The organism is Roseburia hominis A2-183, from assembly GCF_000225345.1.
Classification (GTDB): domain Bacteria; phylum Bacillota; class Clostridia; order Lachnospirales; family Lachnospiraceae; genus Roseburia; species Roseburia hominis.
On the sequence record NC_015977.1, the window covers coordinates 1,926,300 to 1,944,224 of the forward strand.

General features: G+C 52.1%; 16 protein-coding genes and 1 tRNA gene. 1 reads left to right on the top strand and 16 read right to left on the bottom strand.

The features are described 5' to 3' along the window. Positions 1 to 18: 18 nt before the first annotated feature. The 12 genes from RHOM_RS08635 to RHOM_RS08690 all read right to left on the bottom strand — a co-directional run bounded on the left by RHOM_RS08635 (position 19) and on the right by RHOM_RS08690 (position 10,422). Positions 19 to 909, bottom strand: coding sequence for a polyprenyl synthetase family protein (locus RHOM_RS08635; protein ID WP_044024941.1), 891 nt, complete (start codon positions 907 to 909; stop codon positions 19 to 21). A 22-nt stretch (positions 910 to 931) separates the two neighbouring features. Further along, the gene (gene xseB / locus RHOM_RS08640; RefSeq protein ID WP_014079917.1) at positions 932 to 1,150 is read right to left on the bottom strand and encodes an exodeoxyribonuclease VII small subunit; all 219 of its coding nucleotides are present in this window, start codon (positions 1,148 to 1,150) and stop codon (positions 932 to 934) included. Next, on the bottom strand, positions 1,143 to 2,387 hold the full coding sequence (gene xseA / locus RHOM_RS08645) for an exodeoxyribonuclease VII large subunit (RefSeq protein ID WP_014079918.1): 1,245 nt from the start codon (positions 2,385 to 2,387) through the stop codon (positions 1,143 to 1,145). Before xseA ends, xseB begins: the two co-directional genes overlap by 8 nt. After that, a complete protein-coding gene (nusB, locus tag RHOM_RS08650; RefSeq protein ID WP_014079919.1) occupies positions 2,384 to 2,779 on the bottom strand; it encodes a transcription antitermination factor NusB in 396 nt (131 codons plus the stop codon). The genes xseA and nusB overlap by 4 nt, the downstream gene beginning before the upstream one ends. Positions 2,780 to 2,887: 108 nt before the next feature. Continuing rightward, entirely contained in the window at positions 2,888 to 3,265 is a 378-nt protein-coding gene (locus RHOM_RS08655) for an Asp23/Gls24 family envelope stress response protein (protein ID WP_014079920.1), read from the bottom strand. 78 nt (positions 3,266 to 3,343) lie between these two features. Continuing rightward, positions 3,344 to 3,751 carry a hypothetical protein gene (locus tag RHOM_RS08660; protein ID WP_014079921.1) on the bottom strand — a complete coding sequence of 136 codons (408 nt, stop codon included), beginning with the start codon at positions 3,749 to 3,751 and terminating at the stop codon, positions 3,344 to 3,346. 37 nt (positions 3,752 to 3,788) lie between these two features. Then, a complete protein-coding gene (metA, locus tag RHOM_RS08665) occupies positions 3,789 to 4,721 on the bottom strand; it encodes a homoserine O-acetyltransferase MetA (protein ID WP_014079922.1) in 933 nt (310 codons plus the stop codon). 7 nt (positions 4,722 to 4,728) lie between these two features. After that, a complete protein-coding gene (gene ligA / locus RHOM_RS08670) occupies positions 4,729 to 6,732 on the bottom strand; it encodes an NAD-dependent DNA ligase LigA (RefSeq protein ID WP_014079923.1) in 2,004 nt (667 codons plus the stop codon). Further along, a complete protein-coding gene (gene rluF / locus RHOM_RS08675; RefSeq protein WP_014079924.1) occupies positions 6,729 to 7,493 on the bottom strand; it encodes a 23S rRNA pseudouridine(2604) synthase RluF in 765 nt (254 codons plus the stop codon). The genes ligA and rluF overlap by 4 nt, the downstream gene beginning before the upstream one ends. Positions 7,494 to 7,584: 91 nt before the next feature. Further along, a complete protein-coding gene (locus RHOM_RS08680; RefSeq protein ID WP_242823126.1) occupies positions 7,585 to 8,910 on the bottom strand; it encodes an SH3 domain-containing protein in 1,326 nt (441 codons plus the stop codon). 184 nt (positions 8,911 to 9,094) lie between these two features. Then, a tRNA-Arg gene (locus RHOM_RS08685) sits at positions 9,095 to 9,166 on the bottom strand. 107 nt (positions 9,167 to 9,273) lie between these two features. Then, positions 9,274 to 10,422 (bottom strand): DUF4422 domain-containing protein, encoded by a 1,149-nt coding sequence (locus RHOM_RS08690; protein WP_014079926.1) that lies wholly within the window; start codon positions 10,420 to 10,422, stop codon positions 9,274 to 9,276. An 86-nt stretch (positions 10,423 to 10,508) separates the two neighbouring features. Between RHOM_RS08690 and RHOM_RS08695 the strand changes: the two genes are divergently transcribed. Beyond that, positions 10,509 to 11,816, top strand: a complete 1,308-nt coding sequence (locus RHOM_RS08695) for a DNA polymerase Y family protein (RefSeq protein ID WP_014079927.1) — start codon at positions 10,509 to 10,511, stop codon at positions 11,814 to 11,816. Between the two features lie 582 nt (positions 11,817 to 12,398). Here the strand turns inward: RHOM_RS08695 and RHOM_RS08700 are convergent. From RHOM_RS08700 to aroD, 4 genes are all read right to left on the bottom strand, one after another. Further along, positions 12,399 to 14,255, bottom strand: a complete 1,857-nt coding sequence (locus tag RHOM_RS08700) for an ABC transporter ATP-binding protein (RefSeq protein WP_014079928.1) — start codon at positions 14,253 to 14,255, stop codon at positions 12,399 to 12,401. Further along, positions 14,248 to 16,569 carry an ABC transporter ATP-binding protein gene (locus RHOM_RS08705; protein ID WP_014079929.1) on the bottom strand — a complete coding sequence of 774 codons (2,322 nt, stop codon included), beginning with the start codon at positions 16,567 to 16,569 and terminating at the stop codon, positions 14,248 to 14,250. Before RHOM_RS08705 ends, RHOM_RS08700 begins: the two co-directional genes overlap by 8 nt. Further along, positions 16,553 to 17,038, bottom strand: coding sequence for a MarR family winged helix-turn-helix transcriptional regulator (locus RHOM_RS08710; protein WP_014079930.1), 486 nt, complete (start codon positions 17,036 to 17,038; stop codon positions 16,553 to 16,555). The genes RHOM_RS08705 and RHOM_RS08710 overlap by 17 nt, the downstream gene beginning before the upstream one ends. Before the next feature lie 112 nt (positions 17,039 to 17,150). After that, positions 17,151 to 17,918 carry a type I 3-dehydroquinate dehydratase gene (gene aroD, locus RHOM_RS08715; protein WP_014079931.1) on the bottom strand — a complete coding sequence of 256 codons (768 nt, stop codon included), beginning with the start codon at positions 17,916 to 17,918 and terminating at the stop codon, positions 17,151 to 17,153. Positions 17,919 to 17,925 lie beyond the last annotated feature (7 nt).

Below are 17,925 nucleotides of genomic sequence, written 5' to 3' on the forward strand. Positions count from 1 at the left end.
TCTGCTTTTTATCGTAGTTTACTTCTCCCGGAGGATCAGATATCTGAGCAGTTCCGTCAGATATTCGTTCTTAACCACAAGGGAATCCATCCGCGCAATCGCCTGCTCAGATAGCGACGCAACATCCGCCTTCGCCTTCTCAATGCCCTCATAGGTCACGTACGTAATCTTGTGGTTCTTCTCATCGCTGCCGATGGGCTTTCCCAATACCTCCATGGTGCTCGTGACATCGAGAATGTCATCCTGGATCTGAAATGCAAGTCCGACCTCACCGGCTGTCTGCTCGATAATCTTCTGTTCGCCCTGCGTGGCTCCCGCCAACACCGCTCCTGTGAGCATTGCCCCCTCGATCAGAGCACTCGTCTTCAGACGGTAGATAAAATCGAGCTTTTCCTTGGTCATGCCCGGCTTTCCCTCCGACTCGACGTCCACCGTCTGACCGCCGACCATTCCATAGATTCCCGCCTTTGCGGTCAGAATCTGAAATGCCTGACATACCCCGGGATTGCCCGGTTCCATGGCGAATGCCCGCGCCGCCGTCTCGTATGCATAATTTAGAAGCGCATCTCCCGCGAGGATTCCCATCGCCTCCCCGTACACGGCGTGCGTGGTCTTCTTCCCCCGGCGGTATTCGTCATTGTCCATCGCCGGAAGATCATCATGCACCAGCGAGTAGGTGTGAATCATCTCGATCGCCGCCATGAACGGTTCGATCACCTCGGATCTTCCTCCAAACAGGCGGTATGTCTCCTGCATCAGCATCGGGCGAAGACGCTTTCCTCCCGCCAGCACGCTGTAATTCATCGCCTCCATGATGGTCTTCTGATAGCCTTCTTCTTTTGGCAGGTATTTTTTTATGATCTGTTCAATCTGCGCTGTGCGCTCCGCCATCTCGGTCTTAAAATCCATCATCTGCATCCCCCTACCGTTCTTACATCTCTTCTATTTCCCCATCCTCACCGAGGATCTGCATCTTTTTTTCCACCTCATCCAGAATGGTTCCGCAATTCTTAAGCTGCAGAACCCCCTGCTGATACAGCGCAAAAGCTTCCTCCAGCGAAATCTCCGGCTCCTCCATCTGCGTGAGGATCGTCTCGATCTGGGTAAAAGCCTCCTCAAGCGTCGGCTTTTTTTCGTTCTGATTATCCATCGATTCTTCCTTTCTCCGAACCATCCGCTGCGACATCCTGCCTACAGATCTCTGTCACCGCCGCCTTTAGGCTGCCCCGGTAGAGATGAATGGAAAGCGCTTCTCCGATCTGCACAGTGCCGGCATCCGTCAATGCATGTCCGCCGGCATCCTCCACATAAGAATATCCCTGTGCCATCTTCTTAAGCGGCGACATTCCATCCAGGCTTCCCGAAAGGAGTGCCAGCTTATGGCGCTTCTGTTCGAGTATTGCCTGCATCCGGCGCTCTAAGGCAGCGCCAAGCTCATCCAAACGCTTTTCATTCTCCTTCAGCTTGGTGCGCGGATTCAGATAGCGCAGCTTCTCCTCATCATGCATGAGGCGTGTGCGCATCTGATTCAGCTTTAATTCCAGCTGTCGTCTCATCTGCGTGCCATAGTCCATCAGCCACTTTTCGACGAGCTGCACATCAAACACTGCAAGCTCCGCCGCCGCGGAGGGTGTCGGTGCCCGCAGATCTGCCACATAATCCGAGATCGTCGTATCCGTCTGATGTCCGACCGCCGAAATCACCGGCGTGTTGCATGCAAAAATTGCCCGCGCAACCTCTTCTTCATTGAATGCCCACAGATCCTCAATCGACCCGCCGCCGCGTCCAACAATGATAACGTCCACACCCAGCACATCCAGTGCATGGATGCCGCGCACAATACTTGCTGCGGCGCCGTCCCCCTGCACGAGCGCAGGATATAAGATCAACTGCACATAGGGATTCCTTCTGGCTGCAATGTTGCGGATATCCTGTATGGCAGCTCCCGTGGGTGCTGTCACAATACCGATCCTCGTGGCATACCTTGGTATCGGCTTTTTGTATGCCGCATCGAACATTCCCATCTCCTCGAGTTCGCGCTTTAACGCCTCATACTTCAGATAGAGATTCCCGGCGCCCTCAAGTTCAATCTCTCTGGCATAGAGCTGGTACTTTCCGTCCCGCTCGTACACCTCCACGGAGCCGGTCACAACGACCTTATCGCCCTCCTTCATCTGAAAGGCCAGTCCGCGGCGGTACCTGGAAAACATGACTGCGGCGATCGTCCCCGTCTGATCCTTGAGGGTAAAATAAATATGACCGCTGGAGTGGTATTTGCAGTTCGATACTTCTCCCTTGATACTGATCTGGTGCAGCATAAAATCCTGTGCAAACATGTTCTGGATATATGTATTTACCTGACCGACAGAATAGATATTTTTTCTCATACCAGCTTTGCAAGCACACCGTTGATAAATGCAGGCGACTCATCGGTGCCATACTTTTTGGCAAGCTCCACCGCCTCGTTGATGGCAACGCCGACCGGCACATCCTCATCGTACTTCATCTCATAGACTGCCAGGCGGATCAGCGTGAGATCTACCTTTCCCATACGTCCGGTCTTCCAGCCTTCCGCCACCGCATCGATCGCCTCGTCAATCTCTGCAAGATGTGCCACGATATCCTCGCATTTGCCGGAGATGTATGCGCCGTCCTTTGTATCCCACGGCTCCTCCGTCTCCTCATAGACGGCAATCTGCTCCGGCAGTTCCTGTCTGTCATGGAACTCCACGCCAAACAACAGCTTAAATATCTGTTCTCTCAACTCTCTTCTGGTCATAAACCTTTCCTTTCTCTCATGTCCCCGTCTTCTTCGTCACATTTCCCTGTACAGGAAAAAAGGATGTCGCAGGGACATCCTTTATCTTATTCACCGTGATTCGATGCGTTACTTGTTGCTGCCCATGTCCACACTTGCGATACGGATATTCACGATAGATACTTCCAGACCGGTCATATTCTCAATCGCATTCTTGACTCTGTCCTGCACCTTGGCTGACACTTCAGGGATCGAATAACCATATGAAATGTTCAGTGCCACATCCACGCTTACCTTTCCGTCGAGAACTTCTACACGAATTCCTTTGGAAAGGTTCTTCATACCAAGCTTACTTACCAGTTCATTTGTGATGTTGCCAGCCATGGAACCAACGCCCTCAACCTCGGTAGCGGCAAGTCCTGCGATGATGGCAACCACTTCATCTGCAATCTTCACTTCTCCCAAATTACCGTCCTTTATTTTAAATGTTTTGCGATCCTCACCCATGTCAAATGCCTCCTAAGTGATATTATGCGTTTATTATAACAGACTATTCCCGTTTTGGAAACCAAAAAAAGTATTAAATTATTCGGTCACACCGAGTTCCTGAAAATCACATCCGTCATCACCGCCTGGGGAAACAAAGGCATATGCGCTCGTCGTTCCCTTCCATGTGACAGAAAAGCTTCCCTCCAGATCCAGAAACGAATGTGCTTCAGCAATCCCCGTCACAAGCTCCGCCATATCCTCGATAAAGCTCTCCGCCATCGCCGGGTTGGTGCACTCCTTCTCCTCGATCTCCTCCTCCACGAAAAGGCGCAGCACAAAATCATCCAGATCGCTCTCGTCATCAAGTTCTGCCCTGCTGATATAAGGATTATTACAGCTCTCTAACACACGCTTCATGTAGGAAGCACAGGAAAGGATCCGCGACTGCGACACGTCCTCCGCCTCCAGGAAAATCTTGTATTCCATCTTCATTGTATCTGCCATCTTATGTCCTCTTTTCCGTGCCTTGGCAAACGCCGCATCACTTTCCTATAATCTCCGCCGTATCAATGAACTCATAAGGAGTCTGCTGATAGACGTAGTAATTTAACCAGTTGCTGTAAAGGATATTGCCGTGCGAGCGCCACTGCAGGTTCGGCTTTTTCGTATCGTCATCGTCCGGATAATAGTTGACCGGCGGCTCAATGGGAAGCCCCTTCTCCTTGTCCCGCTTGTATTCTTTATCCAGCGTGTAGCGGTCATACTCCGGATGTCCCATCACAAAGATTCTTCTGCCCTCGTCCGCAATCGCGAGGAATACGCCCGCCTCCTCGGACTCCGCAAGAATGGTCAGTTCCTTGACTTTGCGGATGTCCTCCGTGCGCACCTCGGTATGTCTGGAGTGCGGCGCCATAAAGTAATCGTCAAAACCGCGCACCAGCGGCACTTTCCGGTTCATCACACGGTGTTCGTAGACACCGAATTTTTTCTGCGACAGGAGATACTTTTTCAGACCGTAGTGATAGTACATTCCCGCCTGTGCCCCCCAGCACAGATGCAGGGTGGACGTCACATGGCTCTTCGTCCACTCAAAGATCTGGCAGATCTCCTCCCAGTAATCCACGTCCTCGTATTCCATCTGCTCCACCGGTGCCCCGGTGATGATCAGCCCGTCAAAATAGCGTCTCTTAATATCCGCAAAACTCTCGTAGAACTTATTCAGATGACTCATCGACGTATTCTTGGACTCATGGCTGGACACCGCAACAAATGTCACATCGACCTGAAGCGGCGTGTTCGACAGGGAACGCAGAAGCTGCAGTTCCGTCTCTTCTTTCAGCGGCATCAGATTTAAAATTCCGATCTTGATCGGTCTGATGTCCTGATGCATCGCACGATTCTCATCCATAACAAATATATTTTCCTTCTCCAGTATTTCCTTTGCAGGTAAATCACTCTGTATTCTGATTGGCATAAAAATGTTACCTCTCTATCTGCAGCATGTCGTACAGTTCGTCCTCACTGATCACTCTGATGCCGAGTTCCTGCGCCTTCGTAAGCTTGCTTCCCGCGCTCTCCCCCGCGAGGACATAATCCGTCTTCTTTGACACAGATCCGGATACCTTTCCTCCATACCGCTCGATCAACGTCTGCGCTTCCTTTCTGCCAAGCGTCGGCAGGGTTCCCGTCAACACAAGGGTCTTTCCGCTAATGACAGAGTCCACGGTCTCGCTCTCCTCCGCCGTCATGTTGACGCCGGCCTGTGCGAGTCTCTGCAGCACCACCTGGTTCTTCGCATCCGAAAAATAACTCCGGATGCAGTCCGCACTGACTTTTCCGATGTCCCCGACTGCCGTCAGTTCCTCCTCGGATGCCTCCGAAAGCCGCTCCATGGTCTTAAAATGCTTCATGATCGCCTTCGCTGCCGCCTTTCCGACATTCGGTATCCCAAGACCGGTCAACAGCTTGTACGCATCATTCTGCTTGGCTTTTTCTATCGCCTCCAGAAGCTTGTCCGTGTTCTTCTCCTTGCCGATGATTCCCTGTGCAATCAGTTCCTCTCGGTGCTCCTTCAGCGAAAAAATGTCCGCGACATTTTTAATATAACCCATTCTGACGAGTTCTTCAATATAAACCGTTCCGAACCCCTTGATGTCCATGGCGTCTCTTCCGACAAAATTGATGATGTGGCGCTCCAGCTGCGCCGGGCAGTTCGGCGATGTACACTTGATGTCCGCCGTATCGCGTTCCCGCTCTGTCTTCGCCCCGCACACCGGACAGACATCCGGTATCACAAAGCGCTTCCAGCCCTCCGGGCGCTTTTCTTTCCGCACTTCCTTCACCTTCGGAATGATCTCGCCGGATTTGTAGACGACGATGGTGTCCCCGATTCCGACATCCAGATCATCGATAAAGTCCTGATTGTGAAGCGTCGCCCTCGAAACGCTCGTTCCACAGAGCCGTATCGGCTCAAATACCGCAGTCGGCGTGATCCTGCCTGTCCTTCCGACCGACAGTTCGATGTCCAAAAGCTTTGTCTCTTTTTCCTCCGGCGGATATTTGTAGGCGATCGCCCATCTGGGCACTTTCGAGGTTGCCCCGAGCTTCTCCCTGTCCGAGAAACGGTTGATCTTGACCACCGCTCCGTCGATGTCATAGCCGAGGTTGCCGCGGTTCTCGCCGATGGCGGTAATCGCCTCCCACACTTCATCTGCCGTCTTGCAGACACGGTAATCGTCAATCACATGAATTCCCTGTTTCTTCAGATATTCATATCCCTGTGTGTGCGTGTCAAACTGCATTCCCCGCACCTGCTGGATATTAAATATAAACAGCGACAGCTTACGCTCTTTCGTGATCGCGGAATCCAGCTGGCGGAGCGTGCCCGCCGCACAGTTTCTCGGATTGGCGAACGGCTTTTTCCCGAGCAGCTCCTGTTTTTCATTCACGGCATCAAAATCCGCATTCTTCATGTAGACTTCCCCGCGGATCTCCAGATACTCCGGTGCCTCCCGGAGCTTCTTTTTCACGTCGCCGATCACCTTTGCATTCGCCGTGACATCCTCGCCGAAATTGATGCCGTCGCCGCGCGTCTCCGCGAGCGCCAGCTCCCCGTTCTCATAGCGCAGCGTCATCGAAAGTCCGTCGATCTTATACTCCACGACAAACTCCGGATCATCCAGCTGTTCTTTCATCTGTGCCACAAAATCGTAGATCTCTTCTTTTGAGAACACATCCTGCAGGCTTAGCATCGGGACATTGTGCCTTACCAGCACACCCGCCGTCCGCTTCGCGGTGCCGCCCACCTTCTGGGTCGGTGAATCCGGTGTGACCAGCTCTGGATGTTCCCGCTCCAGCCGCTTTAATTCCAGCATCAGCTGGTCAAACTCGTAATCGGATATCTCCGGATTATCCTGATTGTAATAGCGGTCACTGTGATACGCAATCTGTTCCCGCAGGTTTTTGATCTGTTCTTCCGGTGTCATCTCTTTTTCTCCCCCGTCTTTTTTGCAGGCATCACCGGATCGCTGGACGAATCCGCGGTCAGGCGGAGCAATTCGTGATACTCCTCCTCCGTCACATTCCGGTATGTTCCACTCTTTAAACTGCCCAATTCAATATTCATAATACGCACGCGCACCAGCTTTTCCACACGGTAGCCGAAATATTCACACATCCTCCGGATCTGCCGGTTCAATCCCTGCGTTAAAATGATCCGGAACTCGCGCTTGCCGATGCGTTCCACAAAGCACCGGCGTGTTGTCGCATTCAGTTCCACGAGCGGCACGCCGCCTGCCATTCCGCGCAGAAAAGACTCCGTGAGCGGTTTGTTCACCGTCACCAGATATTCCTTCTCGTGCATGTTTCCCGCCCGCATAATCTTGTTCACAAGATCGCCCTGATTCGTCAAAAGAAGCAGCCCCTCCGAGTCCTTGTCGAGTCTTCCGACCGGGTAGATGCGCTTCGGATAATGAATATAGTCGATCACATTGTTTTTCTCGCGTTTTTCCGCTGTGCAGACAATTCCCGCCGGCTTGTGAAACGCGAGCAGGATGCGTTCTTCCTCCTGGCTTACGCTTCTCCCCTGAAAGCAGACCGTCTGCCCCGGCAGCACTCTTGTCCCGGGTCTGGCGCAGACTCCGTCCACGGTAACCGCCCCCGCCTCGATCTGACGGTCCGCCTCACGTCTTGAACACACCCCTGCCTCACTCAGATATTTGTTGATCCGCACTCCCTGTTCGTCCATAATCTCTCCGTTTCAAATGTTCTCTCTGTGAAAAAACGGAGACTTCCTTTTAAAAAGTCTCCGTTTTCCGGTATCAGCCAGGCCGCACCGCTTACTGTAATAAAGATGTCTTTATGTAACCGGTCTCGCCGTTCCATTTTACCTTGGTCCAGCCCTCCGCATAACTCATCACAACTGTGACCTTCTCTCCCGCATAAGCCGTTCCGACTTTGCTGGAATCCTCGCTCATTCCCGAGCGGATATTCGTGGTATTCTCCAGCATAATCACCGTTCCCTCTGCGATGGAAGCACTGTTTGTGCTGTCGCTGTTATCCGATGAACTGTCCGAATTATTGTCCGCCGTCGTATCCGGCAGATCATAGGTCAAAAACTCATTCTTGACATAACCTGTCGTACCGTTGTAATCAATCACGCTCCAGTCGCCGTCCACCGCTGTACGGGTGACAACGGTTCCCTGATCTAAGGTGCCGAGCTTTTCAGATTCCGTATCCGCTGCGGCACGGACATTCACACGATCCTTCGTCGCAAGCGTCTCTGTCTGCTGTACGGTCTCTTCCTGCTGCTCTGTCTCCTGCGGTTGCTCGGTCTCCGGCTGTTCCGCCGCCTCGGTCGCTTCGGTCTGCTCGGTTGCCGCCTGTGCCGCCACCTGGCTCACCCAGTCCTTGATTGCTGCAGGAATCGTCGTCTGAATCATATTCGCCAGATTCTCATCCGCTGCAAGCGCCTCATCGTATCTCGTCTGCACCTCACTCTGCAGCTCCACCACATCCGACTCGCTCTCAAACTGACCGATCAGGCTCTGTACGCTGGTGTCAAGCGCATTCTCCTGATTGGCAAGGTTGTACTGGCTGTACAGGTTGTCAATATAAAGCGTGCCGTCATCGTTCGTACGGACATAGAAGAAATCCAGTCCCGGCGCTGTGGTATCCACTCCCGTAAACTTGATCTCCATCGACACGGAAACCAGATAAGAGTTCGCATCCAGCCCTGTCTTGGTGTAGCACTTGATATTCTGATATTCATCCACATACTGTGAAAATAATCCGATGTAGCTCTGCTCATTTGCAGAAATCGGTGTTGCAATCGAGGAAAGTGTCGTAACATCTCCCGCCGCATACGCCGTGTAATACTGTGTAATCAGTGCGTTGATATTCTCATTGGCATCCACCTGATAGGCTTCTTCCGTCGCCTGCGTGCTCTCCGTCGCGTTCGCATTCACCACGACATCAGAGTCGGATCCCTTCGGCTTCGCACACATGGCAAGCACGAGGATTAAAACGACCACCAGCGCTCCCGCCGCAAAATACCGGATGTGCTCCCGGATAAATCGGAGAACCTCATTCTCCTTTTTTCTCTGCTTAATCGGCGTTCTCTTCGTCTCCTTCTCCTCTGTCTTATGATTCTCTGTATGATTCAAACTGGAATTCTCCATTGATTCTCCACCGTACCTTTCCCAAACAATTCGTCATCCGCTGCACTACCGCATCATCTGTGTGCATATCTGCAGGCACAGATGTTCCAATCTGACAGTCTCTCGCCTGTCAAAGATTCTCTAATATTCTATGGCAGAGCAATCTGCTCTGCCATATCTGTCAAAAAAATGCACCCGGCGGGAATCGAACCCGCATTGCCGGAGTCGGAGTCCGGTGTTCTATCCATTAGACTACGGTTGCCCATTGCGCATCTCTGAAAAACTCATATCGCAACGAACATATACTAGCACATTGGCATTTTGTTTGTCAACGCTTATCCCAAAAGCTTTTCTGAAAATTGTGTGAACTCACACAGTAACGGTATCTGCGGTGGTGCCATCCAGTGCTTTTTTGTCTGCCGTAATCTGTGCAAACAGTTCCTTCTGGCGCGCTGCATCATCCCCCGGGATCCGCAGTGCGATCAGAAGCGCGGTGTCCGTGATTCCCTGTTCCTTTAAAAAGACGGCATCCTCTTTTTTCTGCAGACCGTTGCGGTAGCGGTACACGATCTGGTCCAGACGGTCAAACATCTGCATCAGCTCTTTGAAACGATTTTCGCGTTCTAAAAGGTTCGTCCCGTAACGTGTCTGCTCCATTCCCGCCGTTGCGATCACCTGCATGCAAAGCCGGAGTTCTCCCGTCACATCCGACGCCTCCATCAAAACGTCCGGGCGCTCCTTTCTGCGCTCAAGGAAATACGCCTTGGCGCCGTCCACATCGCGTCTTGCAAAATAGCCGGCAAGCTGCTCTTTCATCTCTCTCGTCTCCGCCTTCTCACCGATCATCCCCACCTTGCACTCACACACCGAAAGTCCCTGCACCGTCACCCAGACCAGCAGCAGGAATTCGGAGATAAATCCGAACACGCGCTTATGGTAGGCATCCTCCCCCGTCTCCAGACAGATCCGTTTTTCCACCTCGGCAAATATGGAAAAGAGCCAGCTGCAGTACGAATCATAAAGCTCCTTCGACGTGACAAACATATTCCCGAAATACGTCCTTGTGCCGTGCACCAGCCTCTCAAACGCCGGATAATATGCCGGATAACGTTCTTTTATCACCTCTCCCGCCGCATCCAGTGCCTTTTTGTTATGATTGGCGCAAAAACCGTAATAGTAGGAGTTATTGAGTGCAACCTGCTTCGTCGTAATCAGATCGTACTCTGATAAAAGCTTTTCGTAATCGTCCTCCATAAGAATCCTCTCATCCGCCCCGAGCAGATATCTCCGGTAATGACAGGTGCCCACATAATCCACATCGTGACAGTTTTTCCACACCCAGTAGAGCCCGGTCAGCTCACTGTAATAGCAATTTTTGTCGGAAATATTCTCTCCGGTATCATCCCCCGGATAGCCCAGGTCTTCCCCGCACGCGCGTCCCACATGGAGCGGACGAAACAGCGGGCTCTGCGGCATCTCAAACTTTTTATGTGTCATGACATAGATACGGATCTTCATTCTTCCTCCAGGAACATATGTTTGTATTTTCATTTACTTTTGTTCACTTCTCTGCTATAATACACCATCATAAGGAGGATTACCATATGCCGCAGCCGCTCATTTATCACATTGACGTCAATTCCGCATTTTTAAGCTGGGAAGCCGCCGAACTTCTGCGCCAGGATCCGGACGCCCCGGACATCCGCTCTTTTCCTTCCGTCATCGGCGGCAGCGAAAAGACACGGCACGGGATTGTTCTCGCCAAGTCGCCCTCCGCAGCCGCGCTCGGCGTCTGTACCGGCGAGCCGCTCGCCCAGGCAAGGCGCAAGTGCCCTGATTTAAAAATCTATGCCCCGCACTACAGCATCTATGTGGAGCGTTCCCGCCAGTTCATGGCACTTCTCAAAGAATATGCGCCCTCGGTGGACGCCTACAGCATCGACGAGGCCTTCTGCGACATGACAGGCACCTCCTCGCTCTACGGCAATCCGGTGGACTTTGCCCACAGGCTGAAGGACGAGATTCACACCCGGCTCGGCTTTACCGTGAACATCGGCATCTCCTCCAACCGGCTGCTCGCCAAGACTGCCTCCGACTTTGAAAAACCGGACAAAGTACACACGCTTTTCCCATCCGAAATGGAAGAAAAGTTCTGGCCGCTTCCGATCGAGGATCTGTTTTTCGTCGGGAAATCCACCGCCCTAAGGCTCCGCTCCCTCGGCATCACAACCATCGGCCAGCTGGCCAAAAGCGATCACGCCATGATTCTCTCCGTCTTTAAATCCCACGGCGACACCATCTGGAATTATGCCAACGGAATCGAATCCACACCGCTGTCCCACAACGACGCCGCAAGCAAGGGATTCGGCAATTCCCTCACGCTCCAGTACGATGTGACGGATACCGCGGTGGCAAAGCATGTGCTTCTCTCGCTCTGTGAGACGGTCGGTGCCAGAATCCGCGCTGCCGGCGCCTATGTCAGCGTGGTGCAGGTGCAGATTGTGGACAATGATTTCCGCCACACTTCCAGACAGGTAACGCTTGCTTCCTCCACCAACGTCACGGAGAAGCTGTACACCTGTGCCTGTGAGCTCTTCGACGAGCTCTGGGATCACCGTCCAATCCGGCTGCTCGGCGTCTCGACCGGCAAGGCGACGCAGGAACACTACGAGCAGTACGACCTGTTTGACATGCAGAAGAACGAGAAGCTCTCCCGCCTGAATGTGGCGGTCGACGCCATCCGCTCCCGCTACGGGGAAGATTCCATCAAGCGCGCCTGCTTTATCGAAGCGGACGATGCAGCGCCCGCGCTCTCCCACATGACCGGCGGCATGCAGCGCGCCAAGCGCAATGCAGCGCATCCGGCAGACGCGGCGTCCGATCCGGCACGTCCCCGTAATCGCCAGCCGTAACGGAAAAGGATGGGGGATGAGGAATATTCCGAAAAACAGATACCTGAAAGTTCCGGATAGAACGGACGGCAGCAAATTCTTTGAAGCAAAATTCGTGTATTTCTTCCATGCCACGTCCGGCATCCCATTTCGTGTCTTGGCCACGTTTGGACACTCACGGAGTGTGTCCGACAAGCTGCAGACAATGAGCGGACTTTCTGGTGTCCCTAATGGCACCTCTTCACAGACAATATAAAACCGCGCGAACCGAAACTCGCCGGCATCTGCTATTGAAAATAAGGCAGATGCCGACTCAAACATCGGCTTCGCGCGGTTATGTTCTATTCAGAGGTGTCATAAGGGACACACACAAAAGTCCTAAAATTGTCTGCCGGCTTGCGAACTCATTCCGTGGAGTGTTCCAAACTTGGAAAGACACAGATCATCGAAGATGCCAGGCGCGGCGTGGTTAAAAATACCGGATTTTGCGGTCAGAATTGCCGCCGTCCGTTCTATTCCGGAGCTTTCTGTTCCCGGGTGTTCCTGTAATATTCCTTATCCCTCCTTGCCGTACGGCAGTCCGCTTTCGGAGCATGCCGTCTCTTATGCCACGGTCTCCTCGAACTGCGAGTTATACAGGTTCGCATAAAAGCCCTGCTTTTTGAGCAGTTCTTCGTGTCTGCCCTGCTCTACGATGTCGCCGTCCTTCATGACGAGGATCATATCCGCATCGCGTATGGTCGACAGGCGGTGTGCGATGACAAAGCTGGTACGCCCCTTCATCAGGTGATCCATCGCTTTCTGGATTGCCACCTCCGTGCGTGTGTCAACCGACGACGTCGCCTCGTCAAGAATCAGGATCTTGTTGTCTGCAAGAATTGCTCTGGCGATGGTGAGAAGCTGCTTCTGCCCCTGTGAGACGTTGCTTGCATCCTCGTTTAACTCCATCTGATAGCCACCCGGCAGTGTGCGGATAAAGTGGTCGGCGTGCGCCGCCTTCGCTGCGGCAATGACTTCCTCATCCGTCGCATCCAGCCTGCCGTAACGGATATTTTCCATGATCGTTCCCTGAAACAGCCAGGTATCCTGAAGCACCATACCGAATGCCTCACGCAGATCCCGCCGGTTAAAGCTTCTCACGTCATGACCGTCAAGGCAGATTGCGCCGCTGTTTACATCATAAAAACGCATCAGAAGTTTGACCATAGTGGTCTTTCCGGCGCCTGTCGGTCCGACAATGGCAATCTTTTGTCCCGGAGCCACATTTACGCTGAAGTCGTGAATGATCGTCTGATCCGGCTGGTAGCCGAAATGAACATGCTCAAACGATACCGCGCCTGTCACCTTGGAAATATCACAAGGATTCTCCACGGACTGGTCTTCTTCCTCCTCATTCAGGAATTCAAACACACGCTCCGAAGCCGCCGCCATCGACTGCACCTGGTTGATGACCTGTGCGATCTGCTGGATCGGCTGTGTGAAACTTTTCACGTACTGGATAAACGCCTGAATATCTCCGATTGTGATCGTTCCCCGGATAGCAAGCAGACCTCCGCTAAGCGCAACGGCTGCATATCCGAGATTTCCGACAAACATCATGATCGGCTGCATCATACCGGAGAGAAACTGTGACTTCCATGCCGATTCATACAGCTTCTGGTTCGTCGCATCAAACTCCTCGATCGTATCCTGCTCTCTGTTAAATGCCTTAATGACCAGATGTCCTCCGTAAATCTCCTCCACCTGTCCGTTGATATGTCCCAGATATTCCTGCTGATTCTTAAAGTATTTCTGCGACTTCTTCACAACGAAGGAAATCAGCCCCGCGGAGACCGGCAGGATCACAAGCGCGATCAGCGTCATGAGCGGCGAGATGCTGAGCATCATGATAAATACACCGATCAGTGTCGCAACCGAGGTAATGATCGTGGTAATGCTCTGGTTGAGTCCCTGTCCTAAGGTATCCACATCGTTGGTGATTCTGGAAAGCACCTCACCGTAGGTACGGCTCTCAAAATACTTCATCGGCATTCGGTTGATCTTCTCCGAGATTTCCTTCCGGAGCTGGTAACAGATCTTCTGGGTCACCCCGGTCATAATCCAGCCCTGCACAAACGAAAACAGTGCACTGAGAAGATACAGCCCCAATACAAACAGCAGGATCTTTCCTATATAAGTAAAATCTATTCCGCCTGTTCCGCGGATCTTCGCCATCAGTCCTTCCGAGAGCGCTGTCGTCGCTTTTCCCAGAATCTTTGGTCCGATTACGCTGAACACCGTGGAGCACGCCGCAAATACTGCAACAATAACGATTGCAAACTTAAAATGCCGGATATAGGATGCCAGTTTTCCGATGGCTCCCTTTAAATCCTTCGGCTTCTCTCCCGGCGTCATACCGCGTCCGCCCATCGGTCCACGGCGTCTGCCCATTCCTTTTGCCGTCTCATTTCCGTTACTCATTCACAGACACCTCCTGTTCCTCCATTCCAAGCTCTTTTGCCGACATCTGGGATCTCGCGATCTCACGATAAGTTTCACAGCCGCGAAGCAGTTCCTCGTGTGTTCCCTTTCCGACAATGCGTCCATCGTTTAATACCAGAATCTGATCTGCATGCAGGATCGTGCTGATCCGCTGCGCGACGATGATCACCGTCTTGTCGACAACCTTTTTGGCAAGTGCCCGGCGCAGTGCGGCATCCGTCTTCAGATCCAGTGCGGAAAAGCTGTCGTCAAAAATAAAAACCTGCGGCTGCTTTGCGATCGCTCTGGCGATGGCAAGGCGCTGTTTCTGGCCTCCCGACACATTGCTTCCACCCTGTGCAATGGCACTGTCATATCCTTCTTTTTTCTCCGCGATAAAATCCGATGCCTGCGCAATCTCTGCCGCCTCCCGGATCTGTTCATCGGTGGCATCATCCTTGCCGAATCTTAAATTCGATGCGATGGTACCGGAAAACAGTACTCCTTTCTGTGGTACAAAACCAATCTCCTCCCGAAGTTCTGCCATGGCAAGCTTCCGGATATCAATGCCGTCCATGGTAATGCTTCCGCCCGTCACATCATAAAGACGCGGAATCAGGTTCACCAGTGTTGACTTTCCGCAGCCGGTACTGCCGATGATTGCCGTCGTCTTTCCCGGCTCCGCAACAAAGTCAATGTCCGAGAGCACATCCTCCTGCGCGTTCGGGTAGCGGAAGTTCACATGGGAAAAACAGATCACGCCGCGGTGTTCTTTAATTTTCTCCGGCTGCATTGGTTCCGCGATCGAAGACTGCGTGCGGATGACCTCATCAATACGCTCCGCAGCCACTGCCGCACGCGGAAGCATAATCGACATTGCCGCGAGCATTAAGAATGCCATGACAATCATCATCGCATACGTGATAAACGCCGTCATGGAGCCGACCTGCATAGTTCCCTGATCGATCTTATGTGCGCCGAACCACACAATTCCAACCGTAAGCACATTCATGATCATCATCATTCCCGGCATCATAAATGTCATGACGCGGTTTGTAAAAAGCATGGTTTTCGTCAGATCGCGGTTCGCATCGTCAAAACGCTGCTCCTCTTTTTTCTCCCTGCCGAACGCCCGGATGACCGAAAGTCCTGTCAGGATTTCACGCGCCACGAGGTTGATGCGGTCCACCAGTTTCTGCATCAGCTTAAAACGCGGCATCGCAACCGCCATCAGAACCATCACATATCCCAGAATTACAAGCACTGCAAGCACAATGATCCAGCCCATACCGGCACCGGTCTGCAGTACCTTTAAGATTCCGCCGATTCCAAGGATCGGTGCATAAGCTACCATACGGATCAGAATCGCGCATGTCATCTGAATCTGCTGGATATCGTTCGTACTCCGGGTAATTAACGAAGCTGTTGAAAAACGATCCATCTCGGCATTGGAAAAGCTTACCACCCTTTTAAATATTTTTCCGCGGAGATCACGTCCGATTCCTGCACCGATGCGGGCGCCGATAAAGCCGACTAAGACCGTGGCAATCCCCATAATCAGAGCCATTCCCACCATTTTCAAACCGGCTTTCCACAGATAAGACTTCTGAATTGCTTCCACATCCACGCCTGCCGCCGCATCGCAGCCTGCCGCGTACGCCACGCCCATCGATTTGACAAGCGAACTGCCCATGGCATCGAGCATCGAGTTGAGTTCCCCGCGCATTGATAAAAGCTGGTCTTTTTCCAGCATGCCGCCGGATACCATCGCCTGCAGCAGATCTCTCATATCCACACAGGTGACTGTCGTCGTATTTCCGTCCTCGTTCTGCGTCTCTTTTTCAAATGTTTTTAATTCCACGCCCATGGACGCGCCGATCTGCTCGATCGTCATTCCGTCCAGCGCAGACTCATCTGTATGCATCTGCTCTGCCATCAGTTTCTTAAATGTACTTTCCTCCATAGCAGACATCTGATAATTCATAAGAAGCGGTACGAGAAACGTATCATCCAGTTCCTCCAGCCGTTCTTCCCCGGTCACATTCCGCTCGTACACACTGCCATTTAACGCATAGCTTTCCTCCCAGGATGCCGTCTCTTCATCCGTCATCAAAAGTTCTGCCTTCTCATACTCCTCCGGTGTCAATGCCTCCGGCAGGATGTGTTTTATTCCCTGATTCTGAATTCCGACATCAATAATGTCCGATGTGTATGCCGGCAGTGACAGATCGCACCACGCCTGCACAAACAACAGCAATAACACCAGGATCAGCGGTTTCCAGTATGGAATCATATTTTTAAAAATCTTTCCCATGTTGTCCTTCCTTTCTGTTTCGCATACTTCTCTTCTCGATTTCTTCTGCTGCAATGTCATATAATTCATCCAGGCATACTATGAGCTTTTTGAGATCCTGTTCATCCATCTGCGAAATGACTGCCCTGCCAAATTCCTGCATGGTGCATGTCATATTTTGCTGCATGTCCTCCCCACTCTCCGTCAGAGCGACACAGGTATTGCGCCGGTCTTTCGGATCTGTCATTCTGCAGATCCAGCCGTGATCCTCCAGATTCTTCAAAGTCCTTGACACAGCAGAATTCTGGGTATGAAGCTTCTCTGCCAGTTCAGACACTGTAGCTCTCCCATTATTCTTTTCCTGGTTCAACTGTGAAATTGCCCAGAGCATCATGCCGTCGCTTTTTGTCATATCGGAAAACAGTTCTCCGATCCGCAGTTTTCCGAAACGGTTCATCGCCCGAAATAAACCCGCATACAATTCTTCCATATTTCACCACCTTGTTAATTATTAACACTGTTACATAATTTGGGACATTATAATAGCACAGGGAGATTGCTGCGTCAAGCAATCTCCCTGTGTTTATCTTTTTTTAATAATTCTATTGTATCTGGCTGCTGGCATGAATCGTATCCAGCATCTGTCTGAGTTCTTTCATGGCGAACTGTCCCGGCGCACTCGGCTTTTCGTGCGCGCCGAATGTGACGCAGGAGCCGAACGTCTCCCCACTGATCCTGCTGATGCCGCCGAGTGATCCCATGGACATCGTAATCACCGGCGTATCCGGATTCTCCTCTCTAAACTGTGCCGTCACATCCAGCAGATTGAGCACGTCTTTATAATTCTGCGGCATCACCGCAAGCTTTACAATATCCGCTCCGCCGGCGCACATTTTCTCCAGCAGCATCTTCATGACTTCCGGAGACGGCGTCTGCTCAAAATCGTGATGTGAGGCAATGACCGACACTCCCATCTCCCGCAGCCTTTTTATCTTATGGAGCGGTCGGTCTTCCTCAAAGAATTCCAGATCCACCAGATCGACACAGCCGGATTCCGCCGCAAGATCGTGCAGATCGTCGAGCTGTTCCGCTTTCACCTGCGCCATGCCTCCCTGATGCGCGGTACGGAATGTATACAGGAAAAGCTTCTCCCCCAGCAGAGGCGCCACAGCCTCAAATACGCTCCGGATTGAATTGTAATCTGTAAAATCGCGGAATGCATCCACTCTCCACTCGATCATATCCGCGGTGCTCTGACTCAGATACGTGATCTCCCGGATCACCGACTGTGCATCCTGCTCTACCACGGGAACGCAGATCAACGGTTCCCCTCTCCCAATCACACGGTGTTTTATCTCCAATGGCTTCATGTTCCTG

Excerpts from the sequence above, each read along its gene's own strand:
- RHOM_RS08690 (WP_014079926.1), bottom strand. The coding sequence starts at position 10,422 with ATGAAGATCCGTATCTATGTCATGACACATAAAAAGTTTGAGATGCCG.
- RHOM_RS08660 (WP_014079921.1), bottom strand. The coding sequence starts at position 3,751 with ATGGCAGATACAATGAAGATGGAATACAAGATTTTCCTGGAGGCGGAG.
- ligA (WP_014079923.1), bottom strand. The coding sequence starts at position 6,732 with ATGACACCGGAAGAACAGATCAAAAACCTGCGGGAACAGATTGCGTAT.
- RHOM_RS08700 (WP_014079928.1), bottom strand. The coding sequence starts at position 14,255 with ATGAGTAACGGAAATGAGACGGCAAAAGGAATGGGCAGACGCCGTGGA.
- rluF (WP_014079924.1), bottom strand. The coding sequence starts at position 7,493 with ATGGACGAACAGGGAGTGCGGATCAACAAATATCTGAGTGAGGCAGGG.
- RHOM_RS08710 (WP_014079930.1), bottom strand. The coding sequence starts at position 17,038 with ATGGAAGAATTGTATGCGGGTTTATTTCGGGCGATGAACCGTTTCGGA.
- RHOM_RS08635 (WP_044024941.1), bottom strand. The coding sequence starts at position 909 with ATGGATTTTAAGACCGAGATGGCGGAGCGCACAGCGCAGATTGAACAG.
- xseB (WP_014079917.1), bottom strand. The coding sequence starts at position 1,150 with ATGGATAATCAGAACGAAAAAAAGCCGACGCTTGAGGAGGCTTTTACC.
- RHOM_RS08705 (WP_014079929.1), bottom strand. The coding sequence starts at position 16,569 with ATGGGAAAGATTTTTAAAAATATGATTCCATACTGGAAACCGCTGATC.
- RHOM_RS08655 (WP_014079920.1), bottom strand. The coding sequence starts at position 3,265 with ATGGGTGAGGATCGCAAAACATTTAAAATAAAGGACGGTAATTTGGGA.
- nusB (WP_014079919.1), bottom strand. The coding sequence starts at position 2,779 with ATGACCAGAAGAGAGTTGAGAGAACAGATATTTAAGCTGTTGTTTGGC.
- aroD (WP_014079931.1), bottom strand. The coding sequence starts at position 17,918 with ATGAAGCCATTGGAGATAAAACACCGTGTGATTGGGAGAGGGGAACCG.
- metA (WP_014079922.1), bottom strand. The coding sequence starts at position 4,721 with ATGCCAATCAGAATACAGAGTGATTTACCTGCAAAGGAAATACTGGAG.
- xseA (WP_014079918.1), bottom strand. The coding sequence starts at position 2,387 with ATGAGAAAAAATATCTATTCTGTCGGTCAGGTAAATACATATATCCAG.
- RHOM_RS08695 (WP_014079927.1), top strand. The coding sequence starts at position 10,509 with ATGCCGCAGCCGCTCATTTATCACATTGACGTCAATTCCGCATTTTTA.